Source organism: Cellulomonas sp. P2_F12 (assembly GCF_056403775.1).
The window spans coordinates 235,723-260,234 of the sequence record NZ_JBFUEV010000003.1 but is presented as its reverse complement, the minus strand read 5'-3'; the positions used below and the strand labels follow the sequence as shown (position 1 = coordinate 260,234).

Genomic DNA, 24,512 nt, shown 5'->3' with positions numbered 1-24,512 from the left:
GCCCCGCACCCGGGGTGGGTGCGGGGCCTTCCACGACGTGCGTCAGGCCTTGGCGTCCTCGACGGCCTCGGCGTCGTCGAGCACCGAGATGTCCGCGGCGGCGTCGGTCGAGGCCTCGGTACCGGCGGCGGCCTCGGCGGCCTCCTCGGCGTCCTCGGCGTCAGAGCCGATGAACTCGCTCAGGTCGACGGCCTGGCCGGCGCTGTCGGTGACCGTGACGCGACGCAGGGCGACGGCGAGCGCCTTCGAGCGGGCGACCTCGGCGACCATCGTCGGGATCTGGCCCTGCTGGTCGATGGTCTGGATGAACGTGTTCGGGTCCATGCCGTACTGGCGCGACGCGTTCACCAGGTAGTCGAGCAGCTCGTTCTGGCTGACCTTGATCTCCAGCTGCTCCGCCAGGGTGTCCAGGAGGATCTGGTTGCGCAGCGCGACGGTGGCCTGCTCGCCCACCTCTGCGCGGTGCTCGTCGTCCTCGAGCCGGCCCTCGCCCTCGAGGTGACGGTGCACCTCGGCCTCGACGACGCCGTTCGGGACCGGGATCTCCGTGCCGGCGAGCAGCTGCTCGAGCAGCAGGTCGCGGGCCTGGACGGCCTGGTTCGAGACCTTGATCCGCGACGCCTGCTCTCGCAGGTCCGCCGTCAGCTCCTCGAGCGTGTCGAACTCGCTGGCCAGCTGCGCGAAGTCGTCGTCGGCGTCGGGGAGCTGGCGCTCCTTGACGGTCGTGGCGGTCACGCTCACCTGGGCGGTCTCGCCGGCGTGGTCGCCGCCCGCGAGCGCGGTCTCGAACGTCGTGCTCTCGCCGGCCGACAGGCCGGTGAGCGCCTCGTCCATGCCCTCGAGCATGTTGCCCGAGCCGATCTGGTAGCTGACGCCCGAGACGTTGTCGACCTGCTCGTCGCCGATGGTGGCGGTGAGGTCGATGACGACGAAGTCTCCCTCGGCGGCCGGGCGGTCGATGCCGACCAGGGTGCCGAAGCGCTCGCGCAGCGCGTCGAGACGGCCCTGCACGTCCTCCTCGGAGACCTCGACGTCGTCGACGGACACGGCGATGCCGTCGAGCGCCGGGACAGTGATCTCCGGGCGGACCTCGACCTCGGCGGTGAAGTGCAGCTCGCCCTCCTCGCCCTTCGGCGTGGCGGTCAGGCCGGGGACCTGCGTGACCTCGACCTCGGGCTGGCCCAGGGGACGCAGCTTGTTCTCGCGGACGGCCTCGGCGTAGAAGCCGGACAGGCCCTCGTTGATCGCGTGCTCCAGGACGGCGGGACGGCCGATCCGCTGGTCGATGATGCGCGGCGGCACCTTGCCCTTGCGGAAGCCCGGGACCACGACGTCCTGGGCGATGTGCTCGTACGCGTGCTCGATGCTCGGCTTGAGCTCGTCGTACGTCACCTCGACGGTCAGCTTGACCTTGGTGGGCTCCAGGGTCTCGACGGCGCTCTTCACTTCGATGGTCTCCAACTGATCGGGGCGGGCGCCGGCGACTCCGGCGATCTCCGTTGCTTCAGGGCCGCACGCCGTCGTCCACGCCCACGAAGGGGCCGACGACCGCACGCTGGCGACCCTCGACCTTACGCCACGCCGGGCGGCGGTCCCAAGCCCGCAGGTTGTGGGACCGCCCACGCCGTCGGCGCCCGCTCACCGACCCGCGCCCGCGACCTCCGTGACGACCGAGACGGTGCGGGCCACGCCGTCGTACTCGGCGTACTCGGCCGCCAGCTCGCCGGCCCGGCGCGCGAACGACGGGTTGTCCAGGACCGTGCGCACGCCCTCGCGGACGGCCTGCGAGGTGGTGGCGTCGGTGGTCCTGTCGGTCGCGATCGCGACCCCCACGCCGGACCAGACGACCCGGGCACCGACCTCCGCCTTGTCCTCGGTCCGCCCCGCGACGACGAGCGGGACGCCGGCCGCGAGCGCCTGCTGCACCCCGCCGAACCCGCCGTTGGTGACCATGACGTCCACGAGCGGCAGCAGGCGCTCGAACGGGACGAACGGCGCCGCCCGCACGTTCGCCGCGTAGCCGATGTCCTCCGTGGTCGCGACGACGAGCACGTCCTCGCCGGACAGGGCGTCGATCGCGGGCCACAGGAGCCGCTCGGGGTCGGTCGCGATCGTGCCCTGCGTGACGAGGACGACCGGGCGACCGGTCGCGCGCGCCTCGAGCACATCGTCCCACCACGCGGGCGGCTCGAAACCGTCGATGCCGGCGGGCAGGTACGGACCCACGAGCTCGACGTTGTCGGGCAGGTCGCTGCGGGGGTACTCGAACGACGGCACCGAGGCGTGCAGCACGCGGGTGCCCGCGGTCTGCGCCCAGTCGAGGAAGAAGCCGTCGGGGACGGGCCGGCCGGCGTCCGCGACGACGCGCTCGGCGGCCTTCTGGACGTCCCGGAAGACGACGGTGCGCGTGAACCAGTCGAGCAGCGCGTACCGCAGGCCGTCGAGGCCCGTGCGTGGCGGCTGCAGGCCGAGGCCGAACGGTGCGGTGTCCTTGCTCGAGATCGCGAGCGGCGACACCGTGAACAGCACGGACGGCAGGTCGTGCCGCCCCGCCGCGAGGGCGCCGGCCATGAACGCGGTGTCCAGGACGATGGCGTCGGGTCGCTCCGCTGCGACGAGACCGTCGATGTCGGCCAAGAATCCCGGCACGGTCTCGACGACGTGGTGGAGCACGTCCCACTGGAGCCGCTTGATGCCGGGCGCGGGGGCGCCGTGCTCGAGGGCCCAGGCGTCGAGCTCGGCGTCGTCGAGGTCGCGGCCCTGCACGATCGGCGCGTGCTTCGCGCCTGTCGCGGTGACCGCCTGCGCGAACCTGCGGCCCGTGTAGACGACGACGTCGTGGCCCTCCTCGACGAGGGCACGAGCCAGCGGCAGCGCGGGTCGCACGTGGCCGGTGACGGGCGTCAGGGTGAACAGGATCCTGCTCATGGTGGGGACTCCCAGGGTGTCGGGGCATGTCCCCGAACAAGATCCCGGGTGATTCGTCCTGATACATCCGCGGGTCAGCGGTGGTGCAGCAGCCTCTCGCGCAGGCGCTCGCGCCGTGCGGCGAACCTGTTCCACACGGTCTTCTGGAACACGAGCGTGAGCCAGCCGGCGAGGGCCATCCCGACGACGTTGACCCCCAGCTGCAGGGCGCTGCCGCGGACCTCGGCCATCTGGCCGAACGCGAGACCGAGCGCGACGTTGCCCGCGGCGGGGACGGTGGTGACCGAGATGAACACCCCGGCGAGCCCCCCGACCCGCGCCGACGTCAGCGACAGGACGCCCGCCGCGCCGGCGATGACCGCCACGATGAACGACCACTTGTCCGGCGTGTAGATGAACTCGGTCTCCGGCCGCGGGGCCGTGACCTGCTCCAGCGTCACCCAGCCGACCGCCTTGCCCACCAGCGCCGCCACGCACGTCAACGCGATCGCGATGAGGAAGCCGACCACCAGGGTCCAGAGCGCGATCCGGAACAGGTGGAACCGCCGGCGGACCAGCGCGATGCCGAGCGCCGCGATCGGTCCGAACTCCGGCCCGAGGACCATCGCGCCGATGACGAGGATCTGCGAGTCGACCACGATGGCGATGGCGGCGATGGCCGTCGCGAAGCACATGAAGCTCAGATAGGTCCAGTTCAGCTCCGAGTCGGCATAGGCGCGCCTCGTGACGTCGATCCAGACGACGGAGTCGGCGCTGCTGCCCGGCGCGAGCAGCTCGGCGTCGTACCCGCGCTGCGACACCCAGGTGTCCACCGGCTTGATCTCCAGCGTGCCCTCGCGCTGCACACCGAGCTCCAGGAGCTCGTCCAGGACGTCGTTGGCCGACTCCCGCGCGATGTCCGCGAGGACGACGTCGCCGACGGGCAGCCGCGACGCCCCGTCGAGGACAGCGAGGCTGCTCACCGCAGGCGCCCGCTCGAGCACCTCGACGACACCTCCCGTGAGGTCCGCCGGGACCGAGATCCGCAGGTGCAGCACGGGGCCAGTGTGTCGTCGGCCGCCGGGCAAACGTGGGAGCCGCTCCGCCTGCGCCGCGCGGACGTGCTTGTCGGGGTGGCGGGATTCGAACCCACGACCTTCCGCTCCCAAAGCGGACGCGCTACCAACCTGCGCCACACCCCGTGCGCACCCGGCAGCGGCCCTGGCGGGCGGTCCGGGTGCACGAGACGCCCTCACGCACCCGCTACCCTGGGTGCCGCGGTCCGGGCTCGAGAGAGCCGGGACCAGTGCGGACGTAGCTCAATGGTAGAGCCCCAGTCTTCCAAACTGGCTACGCGGGTTCGATTCCCGTCGTCCGCTCCATCCAGTCCAGTCCAGTCCAGGTGTGCGGCTTGGTCGCAGAGTGGCACCCGAGCAGGTCGCGGGCGAGCCACACCCGCGAATGCACGGCCGGATCCCGGTCAGCCGCCGTTCAGGGACAGCTCGTACTCCCGAGCGGACGCCATGATCTCGTCCTGCGTGACATACGCGTCCCAGTCGCGCAGGTACGGCCGGTCGACGTCGACGCCGTTGCTGCACTCAACGTCGTCATGCCAGTCGTCGTTGTACGTCGGTGAGTACACGCACTCCCAGAGTGGGGCTTCCTCCTGCGGCGGCTGCTGCTCCCACACCGGATCGGGATCCTCGACCGGCTCCAGTGCCGGGGCCTCGTTGCCGATGTCCTCACCGACGTCGCCGCTGTACGTGTCGTAGTCCCCGCACCCCGCCGTGAGCAGGACGATGCAGAAGCCACTAGCGAGCAAGCGCCCGATCTGCATCTCTCCTCCATTCTGAGCGCACGGCCCAGTCCTGCCGAGGGTACCGGCGTGCTCCCATGCGGCACCCCCGCCAGCAGTGCGCATCACCCGTCCGAGCGGAGCGACCGTGCGGCTGCCGGCTGGGCGCACGCCATGCAGATCGATCCGGTCACCCACCCACGAGAGCCGAGGGCGGGACGCCAGACTCCCCTGTGCGCACACGCGCCAGAAACCCGAACTTGCTGTTCCGCGAATACCGCTTCCAGAGTGGTCTGGTTCACGGTCCGGTGTCGGCGCCTGCTCCCGCCCCAGCGTCCCGCGGGTCGCGGGGCGGCGCGGGCTGGCCCGACACTGGTCGCATGAGCGACTGGAACAAGCAGATCATCGACGAGTTCCGTGCGAACGGCGGTGACGTGCGGACGAACGGGTTCGGCAAGGGCCTCGTGCTGCTGCACCACCGCGGCGCGAAGACCGGAACCGACCGCGTGAGCCCCGTCGCCGGGATCCGGGTCGACCAGAACACGTGGCTCGTCGCCGCCTCGAAGGGTGGCGCCCCGGAGAACCCCGCGTGGTTCCACAACCTGCTCGCGCACCCCGACGTCGAGATCGAGACGCCCGACGACGGGTTCGTCCCGGTCAGCGCGACGGAGCTCACCGGCGCCGAGCGAGACGAGGCCTGGACGCGGTTCACCGCCCGGTCGGAGGGGTTCCGGTCCTACGAGCAGCGCACGGCGCGCACGATCCCGGTCTTGCGGCTCGCTCGGCGGGAGGCCTGACCGTGGACATCACCGTCGAGGACCAGCCGACCGTGCTCGTCGCCGTCCTGCGTGAGCGCGTCCCCATGGACGCCCTCGCCGAGTTCTACGACCGCGCCTACGGCCTGGTCGCCCGGGAGGTGGCGGCGGCGGGCGTGCCCATCACCGGACCCGCGTTCGGCTGGTACCGCGACATGCCCACGGACTCGGTCGACCTCGCGGCCGGCTTCTGGGTCGGCGCCGAGGGTGCCCGAGAGCTCGGCAGCGGTGTCGAGATCGTCGAGCTCCCGGGCGGTCCGGCCGCGGTCGGCGCGCACGTCGGCAGCTACGACAGCCTCCCCGGCGCCTGGGGCGAGCTCCGCGCGTGGTTCACGGAGCAGGGGGCGCAGATGCGTGGCGACTTCCTCGAGGTGTACGTGACGGACCCGTCCCAGGTCGCCTCGGCGGACCAGAACGAGACGCGCCTGGTGCTGCCGATCGTCCCGTGACCTGCGCGGGGCCGGGCCGATGCCAGGCTGTGCGCATGCCTGACCTGACCCTCCCCGAGCCACGGACCGCCGACCCTGCGGATGCCCCGGCGCTCCGCTGGGGGATCCTCGCCCCGGGCCACATCGCCGGGCACTGGGCGACCGCGCTGCGCGAGCACACCCGGCAGCGGCTGGTCGCGGTCGGCTCCCGCTCGCCGGAACGCGCTGCGGCGTTCGCCCGCGAGCACGGCGTGGACCGGGTGCACGCGTCGTACGAGTCGCTCGTCGACGATCCCGAGGTCGACGCCGTGTACGTGGCGAGCCCGCACAGCCACCACCGCGGCCACGCGCTGCTCGCGCTGCGGGCCGGCAAGCACGTCCTCGTCGAGAAGGCGTTCACGCGCAACGCGGTCGAGGCGCGCGAGCTCGTCGCGGCCGCGGGCGATGCCGGCGTGCTGCTCATGGAGGCCATGTGGACGCGCTACCTGCCCCACACGGACGTCGTGCGGCGGGTGCTCGAGGACGGCCTGCTCGGCGAGGTGCACCGGATCACGGCGGACTACGGCGTGCGGGCCGCGAAGGACCCGACGCACCGGTTGTTCGACCCCGCCCTGGCGGGGGGCGTGCTGCTGGACCTGGGCATCTATCCCCTGTCGTTCGCCTCCGCGGTCGCCCGCGCGGCGGGCCTCCCCCGTCCGAGGAGCGTCCAGGCCGCCGGATCGCTCACCACGACAGGAGTGGACGCGCAGGTCAGCGCCCAGATCGGCTATGGCGCGGCGCAGGCACAGCTGTTCACGTCGATGCTCACCGCCTCGGGACACACGGCGCACGTGTACGGCTCGCTCGGGCGGGTCGACGTCGACGACCGGTGCTACGTCCCGGCCGGCGTCACGCTGACCGTCGGCGACCGCATCGGCACGTGGGACGCCAACCGGATCCACGGCTACGGCGGGCTGTCCTTCCAGGTGGCCGCGTTCGCGACCTACGTCGCCGAGGGCCGCACCGACTCTCCGCTGCTCCCCCTCGACGAGACGGTCACCATCCTCGAGACGGCCGACGAGATCCGCCGTCAGGTCGGCGTCGTCTACCCGGGCGAGGCCTGAGCGGCGGCGTACGCCTGCTCAGTAGTGGGTCGGGCCCTGCTCGCTGTCGACGATGTGCCGGCAGCCCGGGCACTCGCCGGGGTCGGGTCCGTCGTCCTCCGGAAACTCGGTCGCGGGCGTGACGAACTGTCCGCACACGCTCATGCCGTCACGGAAGAAGTGCTGCCGCCGGTCGTTGCCCACCAGGCGCAGCCAGCCCTCGGTGTCGCTCAGCACCATGTCCCTCTCCTGTCCGGGGTCGAAACGCCCTCGTTCCATGCTCGCGCGCGCACGGGCGACGCAGGCATGACGAAAGGCCCCCGACGGTTGACCCTCGGGCCACCCGAAGGTCCACAGTGCTGCTGTGGACATCGACGACCTCACCATCGGCCGGTTCGGGCGCCTCTGCGGCCTCTCCGTGCACACGCTGCGGCACTACGACGACGTCGGGCTGCTCGTCCCGGCGCGCGTCGACGAGGTGACCGGGTACCGCTACTACCGCCCGGACCAGCTCGAGCGCGCGCGGCACATCCGTTCGCTGCGGTGGATCGACCTCTCCGTCGAGGACACCCGCACCGTGCTCGACGACCCGGACGGCGCCCCGGCCGTCCTGGGCGCCCACCGGGCCCGGCTCGAGCGCGAGCGCTCGCGGATCGCCGCCAGCCTCGGGGACGCCGAACGGATCGCCGACGAGGGCCTGCCCCTCCCCCGCCCGCGCGGCCGGCGCCCGCCCCGTGCAGATCAAGCTGCTCGTCAGCGACCAGGACGCCGCGGCGGCGTTCTACATCGACGCGTTCGGGTTCGACTACGACGTCACCCAGCGCACCGCGGACGAGGACTTCTCCGGCTTCGTCTTCGGCCGGTACGGCGAGAGCGACTTCTTCCTGGTGCACCTGCAGACGCCCGACTACCCGGGCGCCGCGGGCCCGGCGACGATCGGGCTGCTCGTCGACGACCTCGACGCGGCGCACCGCCGGGCGCTCTCAGCCGGCGCGACCGAGGTCCTCGGCCCGCACGACTCCGCGGGGATGCCGCGGTCGTCGGCGGTGCGGGACCCGGACGCCAACGTCGTCTGGCTGTACCAGGGGTGAGGGGACGACAACGGCCCCGGTGCTGCGCCGCGACTCTCGTCGCGGGCTGCACCGGGGCCGCATGTCCGTCAGCACCTGTTGGCCTTCGCCCACCGCGCCCGCTTGTCCTTGTTGCGCGCGGCTTGAACCGCCCCCAGCGCCATTGGGGGCTGTCGAAGATCAGCCACCCGGACCATGGCCGTCAGCCGCTCTCGTAGCGACGCGTTCCACATCCGGGCCGATCCTTCGCGATGGGATGCTGACACCATCACGCAGACCGGGAGATCCAAGAAGGAACACTACACGGATCCTGGTCATCTGTCCACTTCGACCGGGTGCGCCGCCTCGAGGTGGTCGAGGGACATCGATCCTGTTGCGTGTCGGCGGGTCGTGGAAAGGTGAAGCGCACGAGCCGATCACCGTCGAAGGAGACCCCTGTGCCCACGTACCTGAACCCGTACCTGAACTTCCGCGACACCGCGCGCCAGGCGATGGAGTTCTACCAGTCCGTGCTCGGCGGCGAGCTGACGCTCAGCACGTTCGGAGAGTTCCACGCGACCGAGGACCCCGCGGAGGTCGACAACATCATGCACGGGCAGCTGGAGACGCCCAGCGGGTTCGTGCTCATGGGCGCCGACACGCCGAGTCACATGGGGCTCCCCGCGGAGAGCAGCGTCTCGGTGTCGCTCAGCGGCGAGGACGAGGCCGAGCTGCAGGACTACTGGGACAAGCTCGCGGACGGCGCCACGATCGTCGTCCCGCTGGCCGCGGCCCCGTGGGGTGCCACGTTCGGCATGCTGGACGACAAGTTCGGCACCCACTGGCTGGTCAACATCACGCCCGCGCAGGGGTAGGCGGCCGTCCGCTAGCGTGCCGCGGTGACGTTCCTGCAGCCCCACGACCGCGTCCTGCTCACCGGTGACTCCATCACCGACTGGGGCCGGGACCGTTCCGACCCCACGAGCCTCGGGCACGGGTACGCGGGCATCGTCGCGGCGCTGGCGGGTGCCCGCCGCCCCGACCTCGACCTCGCGTTCTTCAACCGGGGCGTCGGCGGTGACACGGCGGCGATGCTGCACGCCCGGTGGGAGGCCGACGCCCTCGCGCTCGAGCCCACCGTCATCTCGGTGCTGGTCGGCGTCAACGACACGTGGCGGCGGTACGACTCCGGAGCGGCGACGTCGACGGCGCGGTACGCGTACGAGCTCTCCACGATGCTCGCGTCCGCGCGGGAGCGGCTCGGCGCCCGGTTCGTGCTGGTCGAGCCGTTCCTGACGCCTGTCGACGAGGCGCAGCACGTCTGGCGGGAGGACCTGGACCCGCGGATCGGGGTGGTCCGGCGGCTGGCCGCGGAGCACGACGCGGTGCTGGTGCCGGCCGACGGGCTCTTCGCCGCGGCGGTCGTGCGCTCGACCCCCGCAGCCTGGTGCTACGACGGTGTGCACCCGACACCGGCGGGCCACGGTCTGCTCGCCGAGGCCTGGCTGCGCGCCGTGGGGATCGACCGGCCGTCCACCTGATGGGGATGCTTTGCGCGTGTCGGGACGTTGACGCTAGCGTCATGGCCGATCGTGTCCCGCACTCGCGTGACCACGACCGCACCGACCGACCGAACCGGTCCCGGAGGACGAAGCGATGAGCGTGCAGGCTGCCGCCCCCGCCGTCCTCGTGCGCGCCCGCGCGGCGCAGCCCTGTTGTCGCTGTCTGTAGAGCGCTGGCTGCTCCTTCGCGTGCGGACCCCCCTGAGCGGGGACCGTCTCCCGCGCCAGCGCTCGCCCCAGGCCCGGAACCCCACGATCCGCGCCGACCGCTCGGCGACCAGTCGGCGCCGGAGCCCCAGACTCCGCTAGTCCCCCCACCAAGCTGCCGGCCGGCCGGCGGCTTCGACCGAAGAGGAACCATGGCACGCATCTACGACGACGCGACGGCGCTCATCGGCAACACCCCGCTGGTCCGCATCAACAAGATCACCGACGGCGCCCCCGCCACGGTCGTCGGCAAGCTCGAGTTCTACAACCCGGCCAACTCGGTCAAGGACCGCATCGGCGTCGCGATCATCGACGCCGCCGAGGCGTCCGGTGCGCTCAAGCCCGGCGGCACGATCGTCGAGGCCACCAGCGGCAACACGGGCATCGCGCTCGCGTTCGTCGGCGCGGCCCGCGGCTACGACGTCGTCCTGACGATGCCCGAGACCATGTCGAAGGAGCGCCGCGCCCTGCTGCGCGCGTTCGGCGCCGAGCTCATCCTCACGCCGGGCTCCGAGGGCATGAAGGGTGCGGTGAACCGCGCCGACGAGATCGTCGCCGAGCGCGAGGGTGCGATCCTGGCCCGCCAGTTCGCCAACGAGGCCAACCCCGAGATCCACCGCACCACCACGGCCGAGGAGATCTGGGCCGACACCGACGGCAAGATCGACATCTTCGTCGCCGGCATCGGCACGGGCGGCACCATCACGGGCGTCGGCCAGGTGCTCAAGTCGCGCAACCCGAACATCCAGGTCGTCGGCGTCGAGCCGGCCGAGTCGCCCATCCTCAACGGCGGCGCCCCCGGCCCCCACAAGATCCAGGGCATCGGCGCCAACTTCGTGCCCGAGATCCTCGACACCACGATCTACGACGAGATCATCGACGTCGACGCCGAGACGGCCGTGAAGGTCGCCCGCCGCGCCGCCGCCGAGGAGGGCCTGCTGGTCGGCATCTCGTCCGGCGCCGCCCTGCACGCCGCGACCATCCTGGCCAACCGCCCGGAGAACGCCGGCAAGCTCATCGTCGCGATCATCCCGTCGTTCGGCGAGCGCTACCTGTCGACCGTGCTCTACGCGGACCTGCTCGACTGAGCGCGCCCGTCACGTCCCCCCGCACGACACCACAGGACGAAGGCTGCATGTCCGAGCACCAGCACCTCCTCGCCACCCTCAGGGAGGACCTCGAGGCCGCCCGGAACCGCGACCCCGCGGCCCGGTCCCTCGCAGAGGTCGCCCTCGGGTACCCCGGGGTGCACGCGGTCTGGGTGTACCGGCTCGCGCACCGGATGTGGCACCAGCCCGGCCTGCAGCTGCCCGCGCGACTGGTCTCCCAGCTCGCGCGGGCAGTCACCGGGATCGAGATCCACCCGGGGGCCCGCCTGGGCCGCCGGCTGTTCATCGACCACGGCATGGGCGTCGTGATCGGCGAGACCGCCGAGGTGGGCGACGACGTGGTGCTGTTCCACGGCTCGACCCTCGGCGGCAAGACGATGCGGCACGGCAAGCGGCACCCGACCCTCGGCGACGGCGTCGTGGTCGGTGCCGGGGCCAAGATCCTCGGGCCGGTCTGGATCGGGCCGGGCGCGCAGATCGGCGCGAACGCCGTGGTCATCCACGACGTGCCCGCCGGGGCGATCGCCGTGGGGGTTCCCGCGACCATCCGCCTGCGCCCGAAGGCCGCTCCGTTCGACGTCGAGATCGACGACCCGGCGATCTACATCTGACGGCACTCGCCGTCGGTCGAGAACCCCGCCCGAATGCTCGGGCGGGGTTCTTCGCTGTCCAGACGTTGTTCTAGTTGTTTCCTAACAACTAGGATCACCCCGTGCTCTTCCGCGTCGACCCCGCCTCCCCCGACCCGCTGTTCACGCAGCTCGCCGGGCAGGTGCGTGCGGCCGTCGCCCGCGGGGAGCTGGCCGACGGCGAGCGGCTGCCGGGCGCTCGGCAGCTGGCGGCGTCGCTGGACATCAACCTGCACACGGTCCTGCGGGCCTACCAGGAGCTCCGCGACGAGGGGCTGATCGAGCTGCGCCGCGGACGCGGGGCGGTCGTCACCGTCCCCGTGCAGGACAACGCCGAGCTGCACGCCGCCATCGACACGCTCGTCCGCGTCGCCCGGTCGCTCGGCATCGCGCCGCAGACCACCACCGCGCTCGTCAAGGAGGCCCTCCGGTGACCCCGGTCCCCCACCGCACGCTCACCACCGCGCTGACCCTCGTCGTGCCGGCTGCGCTGGTCGCCGGCACGTTCGTCGTCGCCGGCGCCTGGTCGTCCGAGCTGCCGGACCCGGTTGCGGTGCACTTCGGGCCGGACGGTCCGGACGGCTTCTCCTCGCTGGCCGGCGCGCTGTGGCCCTCGGCGGTCATCTCGGTGCTCCTCGCTCTCGGGTGCTGGGCCGTCGCGTTCTTCTGGGGTCGCACGGCCCTGGTCCGGCGGATCTGCGCCGGCACCGCGCTCGGGCTGTCGGCCTTCCTCTCCACCCTGACGATCGGGCTGCTCGACCTGCAGCGCGGCCTGTCCGACGCGGCCGACATGGGCTCGACCGGCTTGGTCTTCACGCTCGCGTCGGTCCTCGGGATCACCGCCGCGGCACTCGGTGCGTGGCTGACACCGGGCGACGTGCACCAGCCGACGAGCGCCCCGATCCCCGCGTCCGCCGCCGTCCTGGACCTGCGACCCGACGAGTCCGCGAGCTGGGTCACGCACGCCGAGAGCCGCACCGCGCTGGTCGTCGGCGGCAGCGTGACGGTGCTCGTGGCGGCGCTCGGGCTCCTGCTCTCGGCGCCGTTCGTGCTGGTCCCGGCGCTGGTCGTCGCCGCGGCGGTGCTGTCGAGCACGTGGTTCACGGTCACGGTCGACCGGCGGGGGCTGACGGTGCGCTCGGCCGTGGGGTGGCCGCGGATCATGGTGCCGCTCGACGAGGTGGAGCAGGCCGAGGTCGTGACGGTGAAGCCGTTCCCCGAGTTCGGCGGCTGGGGCTACCGCGTCGGGCGCGGCGGTCGCGTCGGCGTCGTGCTGCGCACCGGCGAGGGCCTGCAGGTCGAGCGCACCGGCGGGCGGTCGCTCGTCGTGACCGTCGACGACGCCGCCACGGGAGCGGCGCTGCTCAACACCCTGGCGGCGCGGGCGCGCGTCGGGCCGCAGTCACGCGATACCCGCGGTACCAGGTAGCCTGGCGCGGGCGTCGACGGCGACGCCGGACCGGGAGGACTGACGATGCGGCTGGGCTACCACACGGGCTACTGGTCGGCGGGTCCCCCGCCGGGCGCGCAGGAGGCCGTCCTCGGCGCGGAGCAGCTCAGGTTCGACTCGGTCTGGACCGCCGAGGCGTACGGCTCCGACGCCCTGACCCCGCTCGCCTGGTGGGGGTCGCGCACCTCGCGCATCCGCCTGGGCACCGCGATCGCGCAGATCTCCGCGCGCACCCCCACGGCCGCCGCGATGGCCGCGCTCACGCTCGACCACCTCTCGGGCGGACGTTTCGTCCTCGGGCTCGGCGCGTCCGGGCCGCAGGTGGTGGAGGGCTGGTACGGCCAGCCGTACCCACGACCGCTGGCCCGCACCCGCGAGTACGTGTCGATCGTCCGGCAGGTCCTGGCCCGCGAGGCGCCGGTGACGTTCGACGGGCAGTTCTACCGCCTGCCGCTGGGGCCCGACGAGGGCGCCGGCCTGGGCAAGGCGCTGCGCTCGACCGTGCACCCCCTGCGCGCGGACCTGCCCATCCACCTCGCCGCCGAGGGCCCCAAGAACATCGCGATGTCCGCGGAGATCGCCGACGGCTGGCTGCCGCTGTTCTACTCGCCGCGCATGGACGGCGAGTACCGGACGCTGCTGGCCGAGGGCTTCGCGCAGCGCGACCCCCGGTTGAGCCGCGCCGAGGACTTCGAGGTCGTCGCCACCGTCCCCGTCGTGCTCGGCAACGACGTCGAGTCCGCCGCCGACAGCGTGCGTCCGTTCATCGCGCTGTACGCGGGCGGGATGGGGGCCAAGGGTGCCAACTTCCACCGCGCCGTGCTCGACCGGCTCGGGTACACCGAGGCGTGCGACGAGATCCAGGCGCACTACCTCGCCGGCGACCGCGCCCGCGCGACCGCCGCGGTGCCGCTCGAGCTGGTGCAGGACATCGCCCTGGTGGGCACCGCGCAGGACATCCGCGCGCAGCTGCCGGCGTGGGAGGCCACGGCGGTGACCACGATGCTGGTCCAGGCCGACCCGCGGACGCTGCCCGCGATCGCCGACGCCCTGCGGGGCTGACGCCGCCCGTGGACGACGACTACGCCGAGGCGGTGCTCGACCTCGTGGACGAGATACCCTCGGGGCGCGCGATGACATACGGCACGATCGCCGAGGTGGTCGGCGACCGCCTCGAGGCCGTCGACGGCCGGCGGCGGGGCGGCCCGCGGCAGGTGGGGCAGGTGCTCAGCCGGGCCGGGTCCGGCGTGCCGTGGTGGCGGGTGGTCAACGCCGCGGGCAACCCGCCGGCCCGGCACCTGACCCGCGCGCTGGAGCTCCTCGGTGACGAAGGCACGCCGCTGAGCGCCGACGGCACGCGGGTGGCGCTGCGGCGGGCGATCTGGTTCCCGGAGACCTGAGCCCGGCCGCGTGTCCCCGCGGCCCGCACCGCCGCGACCGACTTAACCTGAACAGACGGGTGGCACGCCGCCCGTGAACGAGCACCGACCCGGGGGATCCATGACCGTCACCGCCCAGCGCTCGGCGCCCGCGGTGGAACGCGCGGAGCCCGTGCCGCCGGCGATCCCCTCGCGCATGCCCCACCTCGGCGGGCTGGACGGGATCCGCGCCCTGGCCGTCGCCGGGGTCGTGGTCTACCACCTCGGCGCACCGTGGATGCGCGGCGGCTTCCTCGGCGTCGACGTCTTCTTCGTCCTGTCCGGCTACCTCATCACGACGCTCGTGCTCGACGAGGTCGAGGGCACCGGCCGGTTCTCGTTCCGGCGCTTCTACGCCCGACGCGCGCGCCGCCTGCTGCCCGCGCTCGGCCTGCTCCTGCTCGGCATGGCCGGCGTCGCCGTCGCCATGCCGAGCGAGGCGGCCGAGCTGCGCGGGGACATCGCCGCGGCCGCGGGCTACGTGTCGAACTGGTGGCAGGTCCTGGCCGACCGCTCCTACTTCGAGATGGTCAGCCGGCCACCCCTGCTGCAGCACCTGTGGTCGCTGGCCATCGAGGAGCAGTTCTACCTCGTCTTCCCGCTGGTGATCCTGCTCGCGCTGCGGGCCGGCCGCGCGCGGGTCGGGCAGGTGGCCGCGGTGCTCGCGCTGCTGTCGACCGTGGCCATGGCCGTGCTCGCCGTCCGCGCGTCCGCGCCTGTGCCGAACGACCCCAGCCGCGTGTACTTCGGCACCGACACGCACTCGATGGGGCTGCTGGTGGGCGCAGCGATGGCCGCCGTCTGGACCCCGTGGCGCACCTGGCAGCAAGTGGGCTCCTGGGCGAAGGAGCGGGGCAACGCGGTGCGCCGGTTCGAGGCCGGGGTGACCGACGTGCTCGGCGTGACCGCCCTGGTCGGGGTCCTGGCCGCGTTCGTGTGGGTCGACGAGTTCAGCGCCGCGCTGTACCGCGGCGGCTTCCTGGCCTTCTCGCTGCTCGCGGCCGTGCTCGTCGGCGCGGTCGCGGACCCCGCGGGCCTGCTGGGCCGGGCGCTGGGCCGGCAGCCGTGGCGGTGGGTCGGCGAGCGGTCGTACGGCATCTACCTGTGGCACTGGCCGGTGCTGATGCTCACCCGGCCGGGCATCGACGTCGAGATGTCGCCGTGGCTCGCGACGCCCCTGCGCCTCGCCGCCGTCCTCGCCATCGCCGAGATCTCCTACCGGTTCGTCGAGCTGCCCGTGCGCCGCGGAGCCCTGGGCCGGGCCGCCGCCCGCCTGCGTCACCCGGGCCGCGAGCACCCGCGGACGATCCTGCGGCTGATCGCCGGGTCGGTCGGCCTGCTCATCGTCGGCGGCGTGGCGACGGCCGCCCTGGCGCAGGTGCCCGCCGACTCGACGGACGCCGGCGCGTGGCAGCCCGGACCGCAGCCCGCCGTGACGTCGCTGCGACCGTCACCCACGCACACGCCCACCTCGACGGCGACCACCGCCCCGGCCGCCGGGCCGGAGGACGTGCCGACCGAGACCGCCGCCGCTGCCGCGCCACCCCCGCCCGCGCCCGCGCCGGACCAGGTCGGCGGCGCCTCGGCCTTCGGGGACTCCGTGATGCTCGGCGCGGCCCCGGAGCTGGCCGCCCACGGGATCGCCGTCGACGCGCAGGAGTCGCGCCAGTTCGGGGTGATGGTGGACCTGGTCCGCGCCGGCGTGGCCGCGGGCACCCTCGGGCACACCGTGATCGTGCACGGCGGCACCAACGGTCCGATCGACGAGGGCACCCTCCGGGAGCTGCTCGACCTGACCAAGGACCGCCGCGTGTACCTGGTGAACGTGCACGTCCCCCGGACCTGGGCGGACTACGACAACCAGCTGTTCGCCCGCGTCGGCCCGGAGTACCCGAACGTGCACGTGCTCGACTGGAACTCCCTGGCCGGCGCCCACCGCGACTGGCTGTACAGCGACGACATCCACCTGCGGACCGGAGGCGGACGCGAGGGCTACGCGGACTGGCTGGTCGCCTCGATCCAGCCCTGACCGCTCACGAGCGACGGAGCAGGACCACCGCGCGGTCGTCGTCGTCGCCCGCCCGCACCCCGGCCAGCACGGCCGCCGCGGTGCCGCGGCCCGACACCAGCACCCGGTCCGCCACCCCCATGAGCCGGTCGATGCCCTGGTCGACGTCGCCGCCGCGGAGCTCCACGAGGCCGTCGGTGTAGAGCATCAGCAGGTCGCCGGGCAGCAACCGACCGGCGCGGGGCTCGCCCGTGACCCCCTCGACGACGCCCAGAGCCGGGCTCCCGACCATCTCGAGCAGCTCGAGGCGGCCGGAACCGGCGTGCAGCTGCACCGGCGGGGGGTGCCCGGCCGACGAGACCCAGAAGTCGCCCGTGGGCAGGTCGACGGCGACGTGGATCGCGGTCGCGAAGCCCTCCTCCCACGCCTGGTCCAGCAGGTACCGGTTGGCCGCCCCGAGGAACTCGTCCCGCGGCATGGCCCCCAGCAGCCCGCCGAAGGCCCCGGAGAGCTGCAGCGAGCGGACGCCGGCGTCGAGGCCCTTGCCCGACACGTCGACCAGCACCATCTCGAGCGTCGTGCCGCCCGAGCGGGTCCCGGCGACCATGAAGTCCCCGGAGAACCCGTCGGCGTGGGCGGACCGGATCTCGCTGTCGACGTGCCACCCGGCGGGCAGCGGAGGGACGCGGCCGTGCGCGGCGAGGCGGTCGCGGAGGTCGACCAGCATGAGGTCGCCGGGAGCGCCGTGGAGCCCGAGCCGTTCCCGTTCGCGCGCGAACGCGACGATCGCCACGACGGAGACCGAGATGACGACGAGGATCCCGGGGATCATCGACGGGCCGCCCCACCACCACAGCCCCCAGGTGCAGCACAGGATGACGACCCCGAGCACGACGAGCATGCGGAGCCGCAGCAGGAACACGGCGACCAGCTCCACGAGCAGGAACGTCGACGGCGGGACCCACTCGGGCTGCTGCGCGATGCCGACCGTGATCAGCCCGGTGCACACGACGAGCACGGCCGTGAGGCTCGCCTGCGACCGGCCGCTCCACCGCCGCAGAGCGAGGGAGCCGCGCGTGAACAGCCCCTGCGCCGGCGCCCACCTAGTCCCCCACACCCGGCGAGCGTATCCGCAGGTCGTGAGCCCGCCCAGGCATCCGACGCACCGGAAATGGGGGTGCTCGTCGAGGTCCGATGGCGCACGATGTCTGACATGAGCCCTCTTCCCGCCGGATACCGCCTCGTCGACGTCCCGGAGTGCCGCAAGGACGAGTTCCTCGAGGTCGACCGGCTCGCGTTCGCCTTCGAGTCGACGCCCGAGACCGACGCCCTCCTGCCGATCACGTTCGCCTGGGACCGCGCGCAGGCCGTCGAGGACGCGGACGGCGCCCTCGCGGCGGTGCACGCCTCGTACGAGCACCGGATGCCCGTGCCCGGCACGCACATCGCCTGCTCGGGACTCACATGGGTGGGTGCGCGCCCGGACCAGCGCCGCCGCGGCCTGCTGACCGCGATGATCGAGTCGCACTTCGCCCGGTCGCTCGCCCGCGGGGAGCCCGTGTCGGCTCTGTTCGCCGCCGAGCACGCGATCTACGGCCGGTACGGCTACGGCTCGGCCGCCGACGACGTCCGCGTGAAGATCGCCCGCGGCGCGAAGCTGCGCGACGTGCCCGGCACCGAGGAGCTGACGGTGAAGCTCGCCACCGCCGACGTCGCCCGGCACGGCGCGCTCGTCGACGAGCTGCACCGCGCCGCGGGCGCCGGCCGCCCCGGCTGGACCACCCGCGACTCGGAGGCGTGGCGGACCCGCGCGGTCGCGGACCCGCCGGCGTTGCGCGAGGGCGCCGAGCCCCTGCGCATCGCCACCGTGCACGACCCGGCCGGCGCCGTGCGCGCGTACGCGCTGTTCCGGCGCAAGGAGAACTGGGCGGAAGGTGGCCCCGCGGGCACGGTACGGGTGCGTGAGGCCGTCGCCGTCGACGCCGCGGCCACCCACCAGCTCTGGTCGTTCCTGCTGGACCTCGACCTGACCGCCACCGTCGAGGGGCCGATGCTGCCGGTCGACGACGCGCTGCTGCACCTGCTGGTGGACCCGCGGGCCGTGGTGCCCAAGGTCAACGACAACCTCTGGGTCCGCCTGCTCGACCTGCCGGTCGCGCTGGCCGGCCGGCGCTACGCGGCACCCGTCGACCTGGTCCTCGAGGTCAGCGACGCGCGCCTGCCCGACAACGCGGGCCGGTGGCGCCTGACCACGGGCGCCCAGGGCCCGGACGGGACGTACCCCGCGACGGCCACGCGGACCGACGACGACGCCGACCTGCACCTCGACGTCCGCGAGCTCGGTGCCGCCTACCTCGGCGGCCGGTCCCTCGCAGCCCAGGCGCGGGCAGGGCTCGTGGTCGAGGTGACCCCGGGTGCCGTGCAGACCGCGGCGGTGGCGTTCCTCTGGCCCGTCGCGCCGTTCTGCAGCTACGTCTGGTAGCCGCGACCGCGACGGCCGGTGGCCGCTACCGCGCGGCCTCGTAGTCGGCGAGCAGGTCGATCCGGCGCTGGTGGCGCGGGTCGTGGCTGAACGGCTCGGCCACGAACGCGTCCACCAGCGCGAGCGCCTCGTCGACGGAGTGCTGGCGGGCACCGATGGCGACGACGTTCGCGTCGTTGTGCTGCCGTCCCAGCTGGGCGGTCGCGAGGTTCCACGCGAGGGCGGCCCGCACGCCCGTGACCTTGTTGGCGGCGATCTGCTCGCCGTTGCCCGAGCCACCGATGACGACGCCGAGGGACCCCGGGTCGGCCACGACCGCCTCGCCGGCGGCGAAGCAGAACGGCGGGTAGTCGTCCTGGGCGTCGTACGAGTGGGCGCCGTGGTCGACGACGTCGTGGCCCGCGGCGCTCAGGTGCTCGACGAGCGAGACCTTGAGCTCGTAGCCGGCGTGGTCGGAGGCGACGTGGATGCGCATGCGCCCATCCTGCCGCACCTGCGCCCTGGGACCTGCGTCCGCCCTCGGCGTAAGCCGCGACGTGGTGTCGGTCGCCGTACCTAGGCTGTGCGCATGACGCGCAGTGGCATCGACCTGACCGCACTCGACCCCGACGTCCGTCCCCAGGACGACCTCTACGCCCACGTGAACGGCCTGTGGGCCGCGACGCACGAGATCCCCGCCGACCGGGCGATGGACGGCTCGTTCCGCGCCCTGCACGACCAGGCCGAGGAGCAGGTGCGGGACATCATCACCGACGCGGGCGCGGCTGCGGCCGCCTCCCCCGACCCGGCCGGTGCCGACTCCGTCGAGGCCAAGGTCGGCGCGGTCTACGCCTCCTTCATGGACACCGACGCGGTCGAGGCCGCGGGCACCGCGCCCCTGCGCACGGACCTCGCGCTGATCGACACGGCGACCACGCAGGCGGAGCTGACCGGCGCGCTCGGCGCGCTGCAGCGCACGGGGGCGGGCGGCGCCGTCGGCTTCTACGTGGACAACGACGCCAAGGAGCCCACCCGGTACGCCGTGCACCTCGCGCAGGGCGGCCTGGGTCTGCCGGACGAGGCCTACTACCGCGACGAGCAGTACGCCGAGGTGCTCGCGGCCTACCGCCCGCACGTCGCGCGCATGCTGACCCTGGCCGGCGTGGCCGCGACCGAGGACGTGGCCGACGACCTCGCAGGCCGCATCGTCGCGCTGGAGACCAAGCTCGCCAAGGCGCACTGGGACGTGGTCAAGGACCGCGACGCCGACCTCACGTACAACGCCCTCACGCTGACCGAGCTGGCCGAGCGGGCGCCGGGCTTCGACTGGAGCTCGTGGGTGCTCGCCCTCGGGGCTCCCGCCGGCTCGTTCGACCGCATCGTGGTGCGCGAGCCCTCGTTCGCCGAGGCGTTCGCCGGGCTGTGGGTCAGCGAGCCGCTGGCGGACTGGCAGGCCTGGCTGACCTACCACGTGATCTCCGACCGGGCCCCGTACCTGTCCGACCAGCTGGTGCAGGCCAACTTCGACTTCTACGGCCGCACGCTGACCGGGGCGCAGGAGGTCCGCGACCGCTGGAAGCGCGGCGTGTCGCTGGTGCAGGGCGTCCTGGGCGAGGCCGTCGGCAAGGTCTACGTCGAGCGGCACTTCCCGCCCGCGCACAAGGCGCGGATGGAGGAGCTGGTCGCCAACCTCGTCGCCGCGTACCGCGAGTCGATCTCGCAGCTGGAGTGGATGGGCGAGGAGACGCGCGCCAAGGCGCTGGCCAAGCTCGAGGCGTTCACCCCGAAGATCGGCTACCCGGCCCGGTGGCGCGACTACTCGTCCCTCGAGGTCGCTGCGGACGACCTGCTGGGCAACGTGCGGCGCGCCTACGCGTTCGAGCAGGACCGCGACCTCGGCAAGATCGGCAAGCCGATCGACCGCGACGAGTGGTTCATGACCCCGCAGACGGTCAACGCCTACTACAACCCCGGCATGAACGAGATCGTGTTCCCCGCCGCGATCCTGCAGCCGCCGTTCTTCGACGCGGAGGCCGACGACGCGGTGAACTACGGGGGCATCGGCGCCGTCATCGGCCACGAGATCGGTCACGGCTTCGACGACCAGGGCTCGAAGTACGACGGCGACGGGCGCCTCGAGGACTGGTGGACGGCCGACGACCGCGCCGAGTTCGAGACGCGGACCAAGGCCCTCATCGACCAGTACTCGCAGTTCTCGCCCGTGCAGCTGGGCGGGTCCCACCACGTGAACGGCGAGCTCACCATCGGCGAGAACATCGGCGACCTCGGCGGGCTGTCCATCGCGCTGCAGGCGTACCGGATCGCGCTCGGCCGTCCGCTCGAGGAGGCCCCGGTGATCGACGGGCTGACCGGCGTGCAGCGCGTGCTGCTCGGGTGGGCGCAGGTGTGGCAGTCCAAGGGCCGGGACGAGGAGATCATCCGCCGGATCGCGATGGACCCGCACTCCCCCAACGAGTTCCGGTGCAACGGCGTGGTCCGCAACGTCGACGAGTTCTACGCGGCGTTCGACGTGCAGCCGGGCGACGCGCTGTACCTCGCGCCGCAGGAGCGCGTCCGCATCTGGTGACGCCGGGCGACTGGTCCGGGTGAGCCGCCGTCAGGCGGGCAGCTCGGACCAGCTCGCGCGGGCCAGCTGGAAGCCGACGCCCGACCCGTCGACGCACTGCACACCGTCCGTGGCGCTGCGGCACGTGTAGTCGCCGACGCTGGTCGACGAGCCGTACTCGAGCACCGGGACGTCGTCCCCGGCGACGGCCGGCGGCGGACCGCTCACGCAGTCGAACGCGACGCCGTCGGCGTTGAGGACGAGCACGTGCCCGGTGGTCTCCGTGCACCCCGCGACGACCGGCGGCGCGTAGGTGAAGCTGGCGATCGTGCAGGTCACGCCGTCGACGGACATCGTGCACGCGATGTTCCCGCTGGGCAGGGCGAACGCCACGGGCTGCGTGGACGTCGCGGACGAGCTGGCCGACGGGGTGGCCGACGTGGTGGACCCGGGGTTCGGCCCGCCGGCGTCATCACCGCCGCCGCCGCCCCCGCCGACGAACACGACGATCAGCACGACCACGAGCGCCAGCAGCACCACGTCGACGATGACGAAGATGCGGATGTTGCGCGCCGAGGCCATGCTGCTCCGTCCTGCCCGAGGGGTCACCGGCCCGCCCGGGTCCGGGCAGGTCGGCGACCAGGATCACACGGGACGAACCGGACGGGCCAATCGCGCAGGTGGGCGGCTCAGAACGACGGGCCGGCGGTCCGCGAGCGCTTCAGCTCGTAGAAGCCGGGCACGGTGGTCATGAGGGCCAGGCCGTCGAAGAGCCGCCCGGCCGCGTCGCCGGTGGGCGCCGGCGTCATGACGGGACCGAAGAACCCGACGCCGTCGATGGCCACGACCGGCGTGCCGACGTCCTCGCCGACCAGCCCGATGCCCTCGCCGTGCGACTCACGCAGCAGGGCGTCGACCTCCTCGGTGCCGGCGACGTCGGCCAGCTCCGCCGGCAGCCCGACCTCGGCCAGCGACTCGGCGATGATCGCCGCCGTGTCCTGGCGGCCGCCCGGGTGGCGGCGCGAGCCCATCGCGTCGTACAGCGGCTTGATGACCTGGTCGCCGTGGTCGCGCGCGGCGGCGACGATCACGCGGACCGGCCCCCAGCCCTCGGCCAGCATGTCGCGGTACCGCTCGGGCAGGTCGTCGCGCTTCTCGTTGAGGACGGACAGGCTCATCACGTGCCAGCGGACGTCGACGTCCCGGATGGTGCTGACCTCGTCCATCCAGCGGGAGGTCATCCACGCCCAGGGGCACGCGGGGTCGAACCAGAAGTCGACGACGGGGCGGGTGGTGGGCGTGCTCGTCACAAGGGCCTCCGAGAGATGTGGGTGCCTCGCGCAACCAACGGGCGGCGCCGGTGTATTCCCGCAGGCGACCAGCCCCGCCGCGGTCAGCCGCGCCCGAGCACCGCCATCGCCGCCGCACGCCCGGGGATGCCGCTGACCCCGCCGCCGCGCCGGGCACCCGCGCCCGCGAGCAGCACGCGGGGGTCCGCCGTCTCGACGCCCCACGCGCCCTCCTCGTCGTCCGCCTCGGCCCACGGCCACGCCAGGTCGCGGTGGAAGATGTGCCCGCCGGGCAGCCCGACGTCCGCCTCGAGGTCGACCGGGCTGCGCACCTCGAGGCACGGCTCGCCGTTCTCGTCGCGCGCCAGGCAGTCCTCGAGCGGCTCGGCCAGGACGCTGTCCAGGGAGCGCAGGGTCGCCGCCAGAGCCGCGCGGCGGGCGCCCGACGGGTCGGCGGCGAAGAGCCGGGCGGGCATGTGCAGGCCGAACGCCGTCAGGGTGTGGTGGCCGGACGCGCGCAGGGCGGGGCCGAGGATCGAGTCGTCGGTCAGCGAGTGGCAGTACGTCTCGACGGGTGGCGTCGACGGGATCAGCCCGGCGGCCGCCTCCCGGTAGGCGGCCTCGAGCTCGGTCGCCGACTCGTGCACGTGGAACGTCCCGGCGAACGCGGCCCTGCGGTCCACCCCGGAGCGCAGCCGCGGCAGGCGCGTGAGCAGCATGTTCACCTTGAGCTGCGATCCCTCGGGCGAGGGTCCGGGCGCGTTCCCGAGCAGCCGGTCGAGCACCGCGGGTGCGCACGCCGCCAGCACGTGCCGCGCGCCGACCCGGTGCTCGACGCCGTCGTCGTCGACCCACACGACCTCCGCCGGACCGGACGCGCTCCCCAGGTCGATCGCAGTCACGTCCGCCGACGTGCGCAGCTCGGCGCCGCCCGCCCGCGCCGCCGACTCCAGCGCGCCGGCGACCGCGCCCATGCCGCCGACGGGGACGTCCCAGTCCCCCGTCCCGCCGCCGATCACGTGGTAGAGGAAGCACCGGTTCGCGCGGCCGTCGGCGTCGAGGGCGCGGGCGAACGTGCCGATGAGCGCGTCCGTCAGCACGATCCCGCGGACCAGGTCGGAGGCGAACGTCGCGTCGACGAGCTCGCCGATCGGCCGCTCGACCAGGTCGCGCCAGTCGTCCGGTCCCAGCAGGCGGCGCGCGTCCGCGGTCGACATCAGAGGCTCGGTCATCGTCGGGAACAGCCGTGCGGCCAGCGCGCCGGTGCGCGCGCCGAGGGCGCGGAATGCGGCGAGGTCGTCGGCGGCGCCCACGTCGGCGAACGAGGCCGCGGTCGCCGCCGGGTCCGCCGTGTCCACCAGCAGGCCGCGGTCGCCGACCGGCGTGTAGGACGCGATCCGGCGTCGGCGCAGCTCGAGCGAGAGCCCCAGCTCGTCGCGCACCTGCCGAGGCATCAGCGAGACCAGGTAGGAGTACCGCGACACGTTCGCGTCGAGTCCCGGAAAGACCCGGGCGGACAGCGTCGCGCCGCCCACGTGGTCGGCGCGCTCGAGGAGCAGGACGGTCCGCCCGGCGTGGGCCAGATAGGCCGCGGCGGTGAGGCCGTTGTGGCCCCCGCCGACGATGACGGCGTCGTAGGTCGCGCGCATGCGACGACCTTAGGACGCGCCTCGTCGGGAAATGGCGCGTCCCCAGGTGCGATGATCGACCCGGCCAAGAGCCCACCCGATCGCGTCA

Annotated in this window: 25 protein-coding genes, 2 tRNA genes and 1 pseudogene; 17 read left to right on the top strand and 11 right to left on the bottom strand. The window is 73.3% G+C overall.

Translation table 11 applies throughout. The features are described 5' to 3' along the window. Positions 1-42: 42 nt before the first annotated feature. The 4 genes from tig to AC1DWH_RS09325 all read right to left on the bottom strand — a co-directional run bounded on the left by tig (position 43) and on the right by AC1DWH_RS09325 (position 4,109). Positions 43-1,446 carry a trigger factor gene (gene tig, locus AC1DWH_RS09340; RefSeq protein ID WP_456844051.1) on the bottom strand — a complete coding sequence of 468 codons (1,404 nt, stop codon included), beginning with the start codon at positions 1,444-1,446 and terminating at the stop codon, positions 43-45. 192 nt (positions 1,447-1,638) lie between these two features. Next, complete coding sequence (locus tag AC1DWH_RS09335; RefSeq protein ID WP_477093439.1) at positions 1,639-2,928, bottom strand: glycosyltransferase; 1,290 nt, start codon at positions 2,926-2,928, stop codon at positions 1,639-1,641. A 74-nt stretch (positions 2,929-3,002) separates the two neighbouring features. After that, a complete protein-coding gene (locus AC1DWH_RS09330; RefSeq protein WP_477093438.1) occupies positions 3,003-3,965 on the bottom strand; it encodes a DUF389 domain-containing protein in 963 nt (320 codons plus the stop codon). A gap of 70 nt (positions 3,966-4,035) precedes the next feature. Beyond that, positions 4,036-4,109: transfer RNA gene (locus tag AC1DWH_RS09325), tRNA-Pro, on the bottom strand. Between the two features lie 106 nt (positions 4,110-4,215). On the opposite strand from AC1DWH_RS09325, the gene AC1DWH_RS09320 reads away from it, so the two are divergent. Then, positions 4,216-4,289 (top strand) — tRNA-Gly (locus AC1DWH_RS09320). Positions 4,290-4,387: 98 nt separating this feature from the next. Here AC1DWH_RS09320 and AC1DWH_RS09315 read toward each other — a convergent pair. Next, a complete protein-coding gene (locus tag AC1DWH_RS09315) occupies positions 4,388-4,744 on the bottom strand; it encodes a hypothetical protein (protein ID WP_477093437.1) in 357 nt (118 codons plus the stop codon). Positions 4,745-5,082: 338 nt separating this feature from the next. Between AC1DWH_RS09315 and AC1DWH_RS09310 the strand changes: the two genes are divergently transcribed. Genes AC1DWH_RS09310 through AC1DWH_RS09300 form a run of 3 tightly spaced genes read left to right on the top strand, consistent with a single transcriptional unit; the run spans position 5,083 to position 7,048 of the window. Then, complete coding sequence (locus AC1DWH_RS09310) at positions 5,083-5,499, top strand: nitroreductase/quinone reductase family protein (RefSeq protein ID WP_477093436.1); 417 nt, start codon at positions 5,083-5,085, stop codon at positions 5,497-5,499. Between the two features lie 2 nt (positions 5,500-5,501). Then, a complete protein-coding gene (locus AC1DWH_RS09305; RefSeq protein WP_477093435.1) occupies positions 5,502-5,966 on the top strand; it encodes a GyrI-like domain-containing protein in 465 nt (154 codons plus the stop codon). Positions 5,967-6,001: 35 nt separating this feature from the next. Beyond that, entirely contained in the window at positions 6,002-7,048 is a 1,047-nt protein-coding gene (locus AC1DWH_RS09300; protein ID WP_477093434.1) for a Gfo/Idh/MocA family protein, read from the top strand. Positions 7,049-7,066: 18 nt separating this feature from the next. On the opposite strand, the gene AC1DWH_RS09295 is transcribed toward AC1DWH_RS09300, so the two are convergent. After that, on the bottom strand, positions 7,067-7,267 hold the full coding sequence (locus tag AC1DWH_RS09295; RefSeq protein WP_477093433.1) for a hypothetical protein: 201 nt from the start codon (positions 7,265-7,267) through the stop codon (positions 7,067-7,069). 124 nt (positions 7,268-7,391) lie between these two features. On the opposite strand from AC1DWH_RS09295, the pseudogene AC1DWH_RS09290 reads away from it, so the two are divergent. The 11 genes and pseudogenes from AC1DWH_RS09290 to AC1DWH_RS09240 all read left to right on the top strand — a co-directional run. Next, a pseudogene (locus AC1DWH_RS09290) lies at positions 7,392-7,601 on the top strand (MerR family transcriptional regulator); the annotation flags it as partial. A gap of 160 nt (positions 7,602-7,761) precedes the next feature. Continuing rightward, positions 7,762-8,118 (top strand): VOC family protein, encoded by a 357-nt coding sequence (locus AC1DWH_RS09285; RefSeq protein WP_477093432.1) that lies wholly within the window; start codon positions 7,762-7,764, stop codon positions 8,116-8,118. Positions 8,119-8,534: 416 nt separating this feature from the next. Continuing rightward, positions 8,535-8,951, top strand: a complete 417-nt coding sequence (locus AC1DWH_RS09280) for a VOC family protein (RefSeq protein WP_477093431.1) — start codon at positions 8,535-8,537, stop codon at positions 8,949-8,951. A gap of 24 nt (positions 8,952-8,975) precedes the next feature. After that, a complete protein-coding gene (locus AC1DWH_RS09275; protein WP_477093430.1) occupies positions 8,976-9,617 on the top strand; it encodes an SGNH/GDSL hydrolase family protein in 642 nt (213 codons plus the stop codon). Positions 9,618-9,997: 380 nt separating this feature from the next. Beyond that, a complete protein-coding gene (gene cysK / locus AC1DWH_RS09270) occupies positions 9,998-10,933 on the top strand; it encodes a cysteine synthase A (RefSeq protein WP_456844040.1) in 936 nt (311 codons plus the stop codon). 47 nt (positions 10,934-10,980) lie between these two features. After that, positions 10,981-11,565, top strand: coding sequence for a serine O-acetyltransferase EpsC (gene epsC / locus AC1DWH_RS09265; RefSeq protein ID WP_456844039.1), 585 nt, complete (start codon positions 10,981-10,983; stop codon positions 11,563-11,565). A gap of 101 nt (positions 11,566-11,666) precedes the next feature. Beyond that, on the top strand, positions 11,667-12,017 hold the full coding sequence (locus tag AC1DWH_RS09260) for a GntR family transcriptional regulator (protein WP_456844038.1): 351 nt from the start codon (positions 11,667-11,669) through the stop codon (positions 12,015-12,017). Next, positions 12,014-13,012 carry a DUF1648 domain-containing protein gene (locus tag AC1DWH_RS09255; protein WP_477093429.1) on the top strand — a complete coding sequence of 333 codons (999 nt, stop codon included), beginning with the start codon at positions 12,014-12,016 and terminating at the stop codon, positions 13,010-13,012. The genes AC1DWH_RS09260 and AC1DWH_RS09255 overlap by 4 nt, the downstream gene beginning before the upstream one ends. A 45-nt stretch (positions 13,013-13,057) precedes the next feature. Further along, positions 13,058-14,095, top strand: coding sequence for an LLM class F420-dependent oxidoreductase (locus AC1DWH_RS09250; RefSeq protein WP_477093428.1), 1,038 nt, complete (start codon positions 13,058-13,060; stop codon positions 14,093-14,095). 8 nt (positions 14,096-14,103) lie between these two features. Next, positions 14,104-14,433 carry an MGMT family protein gene (locus AC1DWH_RS09245; RefSeq protein WP_477093427.1) on the top strand — a complete coding sequence of 110 codons (330 nt, stop codon included), beginning with the start codon at positions 14,104-14,106 and terminating at the stop codon, positions 14,431-14,433. Between the two features lie 100 nt (positions 14,434-14,533). Beyond that, positions 14,534-16,480 carry an acyltransferase family protein gene (locus AC1DWH_RS09240; RefSeq protein WP_477093426.1) on the top strand — a complete coding sequence of 649 codons (1,947 nt, stop codon included), beginning with the start codon at positions 14,534-14,536 and terminating at the stop codon, positions 16,478-16,480. A gap of 4 nt (positions 16,481-16,484) precedes the next feature. Here the strand turns inward: AC1DWH_RS09240 and AC1DWH_RS09235 are convergent, their stop codons facing one another. Then, a complete protein-coding gene (locus tag AC1DWH_RS09235) occupies positions 16,485-17,576 on the bottom strand; it encodes a PP2C family protein-serine/threonine phosphatase (protein WP_477093425.1) in 1,092 nt (363 codons plus the stop codon). 96 nt (positions 17,577-17,672) lie between these two features. Between AC1DWH_RS09235 and AC1DWH_RS09230 the strand changes: the two genes are divergently transcribed. Continuing rightward, positions 17,673-18,941, top strand: a complete 1,269-nt coding sequence (locus AC1DWH_RS09230) for a GNAT family N-acetyltransferase (protein WP_477093424.1) — start codon at positions 17,673-17,675, stop codon at positions 18,939-18,941. A 25-nt stretch (positions 18,942-18,966) separates the two neighbouring features. On the opposite strand, the gene AC1DWH_RS09225 is transcribed toward AC1DWH_RS09230, so the two are convergent. Then, a complete protein-coding gene (locus tag AC1DWH_RS09225) occupies positions 18,967-19,416 on the bottom strand; it encodes a ribose-5-phosphate isomerase (RefSeq protein WP_456844031.1) in 450 nt (149 codons plus the stop codon). A gap of 93 nt (positions 19,417-19,509) precedes the next feature. Between AC1DWH_RS09225 and AC1DWH_RS09220 the strand changes: the two genes are divergently transcribed. Then, entirely contained in the window at positions 19,510-21,507 is a 1,998-nt protein-coding gene (locus AC1DWH_RS09220) for a M13 family metallopeptidase (RefSeq protein WP_477093423.1), read from the top strand. 30 nt (positions 21,508-21,537) lie between these two features. Here the strand turns inward: AC1DWH_RS09220 and AC1DWH_RS09215 are convergent, their stop codons facing one another. From AC1DWH_RS09215 to AC1DWH_RS09205, 3 genes are all read right to left on the bottom strand, one after another. Beyond that, positions 21,538-22,068 (bottom strand): hypothetical protein, encoded by a 531-nt coding sequence (locus AC1DWH_RS09215; protein WP_477093422.1) that lies wholly within the window; start codon positions 22,066-22,068, stop codon positions 21,538-21,540. A 107-nt stretch (positions 22,069-22,175) separates the two neighbouring features. After that, complete coding sequence (locus AC1DWH_RS09210) at positions 22,176-22,796, bottom strand: mycothiol-dependent nitroreductase Rv2466c family protein (protein WP_456844028.1); 621 nt, start codon at positions 22,794-22,796, stop codon at positions 22,176-22,178. Positions 22,797-22,879: 83 nt separating this feature from the next. Continuing rightward, positions 22,880-24,424 (bottom strand): phytoene desaturase family protein, encoded by a 1,545-nt coding sequence (locus AC1DWH_RS09205; protein WP_477093421.1) that lies wholly within the window; start codon positions 24,422-24,424, stop codon positions 22,880-22,882. Between the last annotated feature and the right edge of the window lie 88 nt (positions 24,425-24,512).

Excerpts from the sequence above, each read along its gene's own strand:
- cysK (WP_456844040.1), top strand. The coding sequence starts at position 9,998 with ATGGCACGCATCTACGACGACGCGACGGCGCTCATCGGCAACACCCCG.
- epsC (WP_456844039.1), top strand. The coding sequence starts at position 10,981 with ATGTCCGAGCACCAGCACCTCCTCGCCACCCTCAGGGAGGACCTCGAG.
- AC1DWH_RS09225 (WP_456844031.1), bottom strand. The coding sequence starts at position 19,416 with ATGCGCATCCACGTCGCCTCCGACCACGCCGGCTACGAGCTCAAGGTC.
- AC1DWH_RS09220 (WP_477093423.1), top strand. The coding sequence starts at position 19,510 with ATGACGCGCAGTGGCATCGACCTGACCGCACTCGACCCCGACGTCCGT.
- AC1DWH_RS09315 (WP_477093437.1), bottom strand. The coding sequence starts at position 4,744 with ATGCAGATCGGGCGCTTGCTCGCTAGTGGCTTCTGCATCGTCCTGCTC.
- AC1DWH_RS09230 (WP_477093424.1), top strand. The coding sequence starts at position 17,673 with ATGAGCCCTCTTCCCGCCGGATACCGCCTCGTCGACGTCCCGGAGTGC.
- AC1DWH_RS09295 (WP_477093433.1), bottom strand. The coding sequence starts at position 7,267 with ATGGTGCTGAGCGACACCGAGGGCTGGCTGCGCCTGGTGGGCAACGAC.
- AC1DWH_RS09335 (WP_477093439.1), bottom strand. The coding sequence starts at position 2,928 with ATGAGCAGGATCCTGTTCACCCTGACGCCCGTCACCGGCCACGTGCGA.
- AC1DWH_RS09310 (WP_477093436.1), top strand. The coding sequence starts at position 5,083 with ATGAGCGACTGGAACAAGCAGATCATCGACGAGTTCCGTGCGAACGGC.
- AC1DWH_RS09300 (WP_477093434.1), top strand. The coding sequence starts at position 6,002 with ATGCCTGACCTGACCCTCCCCGAGCCACGGACCGCCGACCCTGCGGAT.
- AC1DWH_RS09250 (WP_477093428.1), top strand. The coding sequence starts at position 13,058 with ATGCGGCTGGGCTACCACACGGGCTACTGGTCGGCGGGTCCCCCGCCG.
- AC1DWH_RS09215 (WP_477093422.1), bottom strand. The coding sequence starts at position 22,068 with ATGGCCTCGGCGCGCAACATCCGCATCTTCGTCATCGTCGACGTGGTG.
- AC1DWH_RS09240 (WP_477093426.1), top strand. The coding sequence starts at position 14,534 with ATGACCGTCACCGCCCAGCGCTCGGCGCCCGCGGTGGAACGCGCGGAG.
- AC1DWH_RS09205 (WP_477093421.1), bottom strand. The coding sequence starts at position 24,424 with ATGCGCGCGACCTACGACGCCGTCATCGTCGGCGGGGGCCACAACGGC.